General features: G+C 68.5%; 4 protein-coding genes, 1 tRNA gene and 1 pseudogene. 4 read left to right on the forward strand and 2 right to left on the reverse strand.

Translation table 11 applies throughout. The features are described from left to right. Window positions 1-418, reverse strand: a pseudogene (locus UUA_RS14755) (formylglycine-generating enzyme family protein); the annotation flags it as partial. 100 nt (window positions 419-518) lie between these two features. On the opposite strand from UUA_RS14755, the gene rnd reads away from it, so the two are divergent. The 3 genes from rnd to UUA_RS14770 all read left to right on the forward strand — a co-directional run bounded on the left by rnd (window position 519) and on the right by UUA_RS14770 (window position 2,055). Beyond that, a complete protein-coding gene (gene rnd / locus UUA_RS14760) occupies window positions 519-1,634 on the forward strand; it encodes a ribonuclease D (RefSeq protein ID WP_008438245.1) in 1,116 nt (371 codons plus the stop codon). 60 nt (window positions 1,635-1,694) lie between these two features. Continuing rightward, a tRNA-Ala gene (locus UUA_RS14765) sits at window positions 1,695-1,770 on the forward strand. Between the two features lie 120 nt (window positions 1,771-1,890). After that, the gene (locus tag UUA_RS14770) at window positions 1,891-2,055 is read left to right on the forward strand and encodes a hypothetical protein (protein ID WP_193385140.1); all 165 of its coding nucleotides are present in this window, start codon (window positions 1,891-1,893) and stop codon (window positions 2,053-2,055) included. Window positions 2,056-2,418: 363 nt separating this feature from the next. On the opposite strand, the gene ppk1 is transcribed toward UUA_RS14770, so the two are convergent. Next, window positions 2,419-4,587 (reverse strand): polyphosphate kinase 1, encoded by a 2,169-nt coding sequence (ppk1, locus tag UUA_RS14775; protein WP_008438247.1) that lies wholly within the window; start codon window positions 4,585-4,587, stop codon window positions 2,419-2,421. Between the two features lie 332 nt (window positions 4,588-4,919). Here ppk1 and UUA_RS14780 point away from each other — a divergent pair, with 332 nt between their 5' ends. After that, the gene (locus tag UUA_RS14780; RefSeq protein WP_008438248.1) at window positions 4,920-6,167 is read left to right on the forward strand and encodes an MFS transporter; all 1,248 of its coding nucleotides are present in this window, start codon (window positions 4,920-4,922) and stop codon (window positions 6,165-6,167) included. Window positions 6,168-6,296: the final 129 nt, after the last annotated feature.

The raw sequence follows: 6,296 nt of genomic DNA on the forward strand, positions 1-6,296 counted from the left end.
CCGGCTTGTCCTTCAGCGCCTGCTGGAACAACGCGGCGGCGCTATCGGCGGCGCCGACCAGCCGGCCGGCATGCAGCGCCCGGGCGGCGTGCTCCAGCAGCGCGCGGACCTCGGGCGGGTCCACGCCCAGCTGCTCGGGCAGGTTCGCGTTGCGGCTGCCGCGCGCGGCGATCACCGCCGCCGGCGCCAGCGTCAGCGGCGGCCCGGCGTTCAGTTCGCTGATCGCCGACAGCCGTTCCGGCTGCAGGCCGCTGCCCGGCGTGACCGCCCCCAGTGACATCGAGCGGCGCGGCGCCTGTTCGGGGTTGACGTGGAACAGCCGCGGAAAGAAGTGGTACAGCAGCGCGAACCCCAGCACGATCACCCCGAGCGCCCCGCCAAGCGCGCGCTGACGGCGCAGGGTTGCGTTGTTCGGCATGGATGGGCGTCCTTGGTGCGGCCTGTTATCGTGCGCTGTCCACCATAGGCAGAAACCGCCGTCAGGGCAATCCGCGCCCGAACCCGTCCAAGGAGTACCGATGTCGCCACCCGAAACCGCTGCCGCCGACTGGATCGTCCACCCCGACGCCCTGCAGGCGTGGCTGGCCACGATACCCATCGGCGCCGCTGTCGGCCTGGACACCGAGTTCATGCGTCGCAACACGTTCTACCCGCAACTGGCGCTGCTGCAGCTGGGCTGGAACGGCCGTTACGCGCTGGTCGACCCGCTCGCCTTCGACATCGGCGCGGCGCTGCAACCACGGCTCGGCGGCGACGCGGCGGTTACCATCATGCACAGCGCCGGCGAGGATCTGGAAACGCTTGCGCCGCTGCTGCCGGAAGGGCCGGGCCAGCTGTTCGACACGCAGATCGCCGCCGCCTTCGCCGGCATGGGTCTGGGCATCAGCTATCGCGCGCTGGTCGCCGAGCTGGCAGGGGTGGAGCTGGACAAGGGCGAGACCCGTTCGGACTGGCTGCAGCGTCCGCTTACCGACTCGCAGCGCAACTACGCCGCGCTGGACGTGGTGTACCTGAGGACCCTCCACGAACAACTGGCCGAACGCCTGCAGCAACGTGACCGCAGCGCCTGGCATGCCGAGGACTGCGCACGTCTGAAGCTGCGCGCCAGCCATCGCGAAGGCGACCCGCAGCCGCAGCGTGCGCTGCGCGGCGCCGCCGACTGGCCGCCAGCACAGCAAGCCCTGCTGCGCCGGCTCCTGCTATGGCGCGAACGCAGCGCACGCCGCCTCGACGTGCCACGCCCGTGGCTGCTCGACGACGCCCTGGCGCTCAACCTCGCCCAGCAGCCGCCACGCAGCCTCGGCGATCTCGAGCAGCGCAGCCGCGGTCAGCGTGCGCTGCGCTCGGCCCAGCGCGGCGAGCTGTTCGAGCTGCTCACCGCGCCCGTCAGCGACGAGGAAATCGCCGCCACCGCGCGCATCCCCGGCCACCCTCAGGGCGAGGCGAAGAAGGCGCTGGCCGCGATGAAGACGCTGGTCGACAACCTCGCCGGCGAACTCGACCTGCCGCCAGGCCTGCTGTGCCCGCGCAAGGTGCTGGAGGAGTACGTGGTCACCGCCGAGTGGCCCGAGTTCCTCGAAGGCTGGCGCCGCGACGTGCTGCACGACCGCCTGCCCGCGCTGCTCCCCGGCTGAAATCCGCACGCGGGGTCTTGGCGAAGCCCCGTCACGCTGCTAACATTCGCCGCTTGCCGTGGGGCGGTAGCTCAGCTGGGAGAGCGTCGCGTTCGCAATGCGAAGGTCGTGGGTTCGATCCCCATCCGCTCCACCATTCCATGCACGAAAAAGCCTCCGGTCTCCGGGGGCTTTTTTGTTGGGCGGGGCCGCCGCGCTCGCCGCTGCGGCCAGGCCGCTGCCATGGTCGAAGGACACCGCGGCCCAAGTGCGCGCCGTGGCCGATGCCCTCACCGTCAGCCCTGTCGCGCTCGACACTGACGCACTGGCCAGCCGCGTCACTGCTCGCGGCCCGTGGAGGAAACGCCTGCCGCAGCTGCTGGGCATGCTGGTGGCACTGGGCCGCGCCCGCGAACAGGGCGGCCGCTACACCAACCAGTAAGCTCGCCGGGCTTTTTGCCGGCTGACCTACCAAGCGCCAAGCCTCCGAGCCGCACGCCCCGACCAAGAAAGCCCCGCGCTCCAGGCAAAAAGCTCCACGCTCCGGGTAAAAAAGCCTCACGTCCCGAGCGACAAGCCCCGCACTCCAGCCGAAAAGCTCTACGCTCGGCCCGCACCGCAGGGCGGGCACTGCCCGCCACCTCGGTCCCCGCTTCATGGCCATGCGTGTGAAAGCGCGGCGGGCACTGCCCGCCCTACCACTTCATGGCCCTGCGCGTGAAGGCGCAACGGGCGCTGCCCGCCCTACGATACTGGCGTCGCGATGCTGCATGGCGGATGGTGCCCGCCCTGCGGGATGCGGGGTTCAGTGCGTGCCGCCGGCCCCCGCCCCGCACAGCTTCTCCATCAGCTCGACCTGCACATTGCGGACGGGTTCGCCGGCAGCGGGCGAGAGACGCAGGTACTCGCCGTCGGGCTGCAGCAGCGAGGCGCTGGCGTTGTCGGTGAGGTACAGCTCCAGCGCCTGTCGCACCCGGTGCTGCAGCTTCTTGCCATCGATCGGGAAGGCGGTCTCGACGCGGCGGTCGAGATTGCGTTCCATCAGGTCGGCGCTGGACAGGTACAGCTGCGGCTCGCCGTCGTTGGCGAACCAGTAGACGCGGCTGTGTTCGAGGAAGCGGCCGATGATCGAACGCACGCGGATGTTTTCGGAGACGCCTGCCACGCCCGGCCGCAGGCAGCAGATGCCGCGCACGATCAGATCCACCTGCACGCCGGCGATGCTGGCCTTGTACAGCGCACGGATGACCTTCGGCTCGGTCAGCGCATTGACCTTGATGAGAATCTGCGCCGGCTTGCCCGCCGCCGCGTGCGCGCTCTCGCGCGCGATCAGTTCCAGCAGGGTCTTCTTCAGCGTGAACGGCGCATGCAGCAGCTTCTTCATGTGCAGCACCTTGCCCATGCCGGTGAGCTGGCTGAACAGCTTGTGCACGTCCTCGCACAGCGCCTCGTCGGAGGTGAGCAGGCTGTAGTCGGTGTACACGCGGGCGTTGCCGGTATGGTAGTTGCCGGTGCCGAGGTGGGCGTAGCGCGCCAGCTCGCTGCCCTCGCGGCGCTGGACCAGCATCAGCTTGGCATGCGTCTTGATGCCTACCACGCCGTAGATCACCATGGCGCCGGCCTGCTGCAGGCGCGAGGCGAGCGAGAGGTTGGATTCCTCGTCGAAGCGCGCGCGCAGCTCGACCACCGCGGTCACTTCCTTGCCGGCGCGGGCGGCGTCGACCAGCGCGTCGACGATCTCGGAGTTCGCGTTGGTGCGGTACAGCGTCTGCTTGATCGCCAGCACCTTCGGGTCCGCCGAAGCCTGGCGCAGCAGGTCGACCACCGGCGCGAACGACTCGTACGGATGCAGCAGCAGCACGTCCTGCCGGCCGATCACCTCGAACAGATCCTCGGCGTGCTGCAGCACCTTCGGCAGCGCCGGCGTGAACGGCGGGTACTGCAGCTTCGGGTAGCTGACGTTGTTGGCGATGCGGAACAGCCGCGCCAGGTTCACCGGGCCGTTCACCTCGTACAGCTCCGACTCGTTGAGGCCAAACTGCTTGAGCAAATAGTCGGTCAGCTCCTTCGGGCAGTTGTCGGCCACTTCCAGCCGCACCGCATCGCCGAAGCGGCGCGAGTACAGCTCGCCGCGCAATGCCAGTGCCAGGTCCTCGACGTCTTCCGGGTCGAGCGTGAGGTCGGCGTTGCGGGTCAACCGGAACTGATAGCAGCCGAGCACGGCCATGCCGGGGAACAGTTCCTCCGCATGGGCGTGGATGATCGAGGACAGCAGCACATAGTTGTCGCCGCCGCCCTCGCAGATTTCCAGCGGCATGCGGATCAGCCGCGGCAACACGCGCGGCGCCGGCACGATGGCCAGGCCCGAATCGCGGCCGAACGCATCCACGCCGTCCAGCCGCACGATGAAGTTGAGGCTCTTGTTGACCAGCAGCGGAAACGGATGGGTCGGGTCCAGCCCGATCGGGGTGACCAGCGGCGCCACCTCCTCGCGGAAATAGCGGCGCACCCACAGCTTCTGCTTGTGCGTCCACTGCGTGCGCCGCACGATGCGGATGCCGTGCGTGGCCAGTTCCGGCAGGATGCGCTCGTTGAGGATCGCGTACTGCCGCGCGATCTGCCGGTGCGCGATCTCGCTGATCTCGGCCAGCGCGCGTTTGGGCGGGATGCCGTCCGGCCCGATCATCTCGTGGTCCAGTGCGATCTGCCCTTTCAGCCCGGCCACGCGGATCTCGAAGAACTCGTCCATGTTCGCGGAGAAGATCAGCAGGAACTTCAGCCGTTCCAGCAGCGGCGTGCGCTCGTCCAGCGCCTGGTCCAGCACGCGGATGTTGAACTTGAGCTGCGACAGCTCGCGGTGGATGTACAGACGGCTGTCGCCGAGGTCCGGGCCGGGCGCCGATGGTGCGGCATCGTTGGCGGCCGGCGCCGCAGCGTCGGTCAGCAAGCTCTCGCGGATCAGGCGGCTGGTCATGGGTGCACCGGGTTGGCTCAAGCAGGAAACACCGGACATCGTAGCGCGTCGCGGGCCAAGTCCAGGCGGTCGCAACCTTGCCGGTCATGCACCGCTCAGTGTGCAATCCGCCGTTGACGACGGGATGACAACGACGGGCTCGGCGGGGGTGATGCCAGCAGTGCCGCCAGGAGTGGCGGGCAGTGCCCGCCCTACAACATCCGGCTTCGTAGGCGGGCACTGCCCGCCGTGCTCGGCAGCCTGCCGTCCGGAACGCCGCTGCATGCGTTGGCACATGCGGGCTTGCCAGCGTTTGCCTTATCGTGGGCACTCCCCGCCCCGCCAAGACACCCATGCAGACCCGCGTCGAAAGCGCCCCGCTGTCCCCCGCCGCCACACCCCTGTCCAGCAACACCGCGCCAGCGCACGAGCGCACCCAGTTCGCGGTGCTCGGCGGGATCAGCTTCGCGCACATGCTCAACGACATGATCCAGTCGCTGATCGTGGCGATCTACCCTATCCTGAAGAACGATTTCCAGCTCAGCTTCGCCCAGGTCGGCTTGATCACGCTGACCTTCCAGCTCACCGCCTCGCTGCTGCAGCCGCTGGTGGGCATGGTTACCGACCGCCGGCCGATGCCGTACTCGCTACCGGTGGGCATGGGCTTCACCCTGTGCGGCCTGTTGCTGCTGGCGACGGCACCAAACTTTCCTGTGCTGCTGCTTGCCGCGGCACTGGTCGGCACTGGCTCGTCGGTGTTCCACCCCGAATCCTCGCGCGTGGCGCGGATGGCCTCGGGCGGGCGGCACGGCCTCGCGCAGTCGCTGTTCCAGGTCGGCGGCAACACCGGCTCGTCGCTGGGGCCGCTGCTTGCCGCGTGGATCATCGTGCCGCACGGGCGCGGCAGCGTGGCGTGGTTCTCGCTGGCGGCGCTGCTGGCGATCGTGGTGCTGCTGCAGGTGGGACGCTGGTACAGCCGGCACCATGCGGTGCGCCGCAAGGCCACGGCAGGACGTTTCGAGATCCTCGCGCTGTCGCGCAACCGGATCGTCGGCGCACTGGCGGTGCTCGGGCTGCTGATCTTCTCCAAGTATTTCTACCTGGCCAGCCTCAGCAGCTATTACACCTTCTACCTGATCCACAAGTTCGGCGTGTCGGTGCAGAGCGCGCAGGTGCACCTGTTCGTGTTCCTGTTCGCGGTGGCCGCCGGCTCGCTGATCGGCGGCCCGGTCGGCGACCGGATCGGACGCAAGTGGGTGATCTGGGTGTCGATCCTCGGCGTGGCACCGTTCACCTTGTTGCTGCCGCACGTGGGCTTGATGTGGACCGGCGTGCTGACGGTGCTCATCGGCCTGGTGCTGGCCTCGGCGTTCTCGGCGATCCTGGTCTACGCGCAGGAGCTGATTCCCGGCCGCGTCGGCATGATCTCGGGCCTGTTCTTCGGCTTCGCCTTCGGCATGGGCGGCATCGGCGCCGCCGTGCTCGGCGGCCTGGCCGACACGCACGGCATCGAATACGTCTACCGGTTGTGCGCGTACCTGCCGTTGATGGGGTTGATTACGGTGTTTTTGCCGGATATCGAGAAGCGGGTTCGCGCGTAGCGTAGCTGGGCCTCGGCTTCCTTGCCGCTATCAGAGCAAGAGCTTTCGTCCTCCTTCGGAGGGCGAGTCACTTTTCTCTGGGTGGCCAGAGAAAAGTAACCAAAAGAGAGGCCACCCCGATGGCGCGCC

It is taken from the genome of Rhodanobacter thiooxydans LCS2 (assembly GCF_000264375.1).
Classification (GTDB): Bacteria; Pseudomonadota; Gammaproteobacteria; order Xanthomonadales; family Rhodanobacteraceae; genus Rhodanobacter; species Rhodanobacter thiooxydans.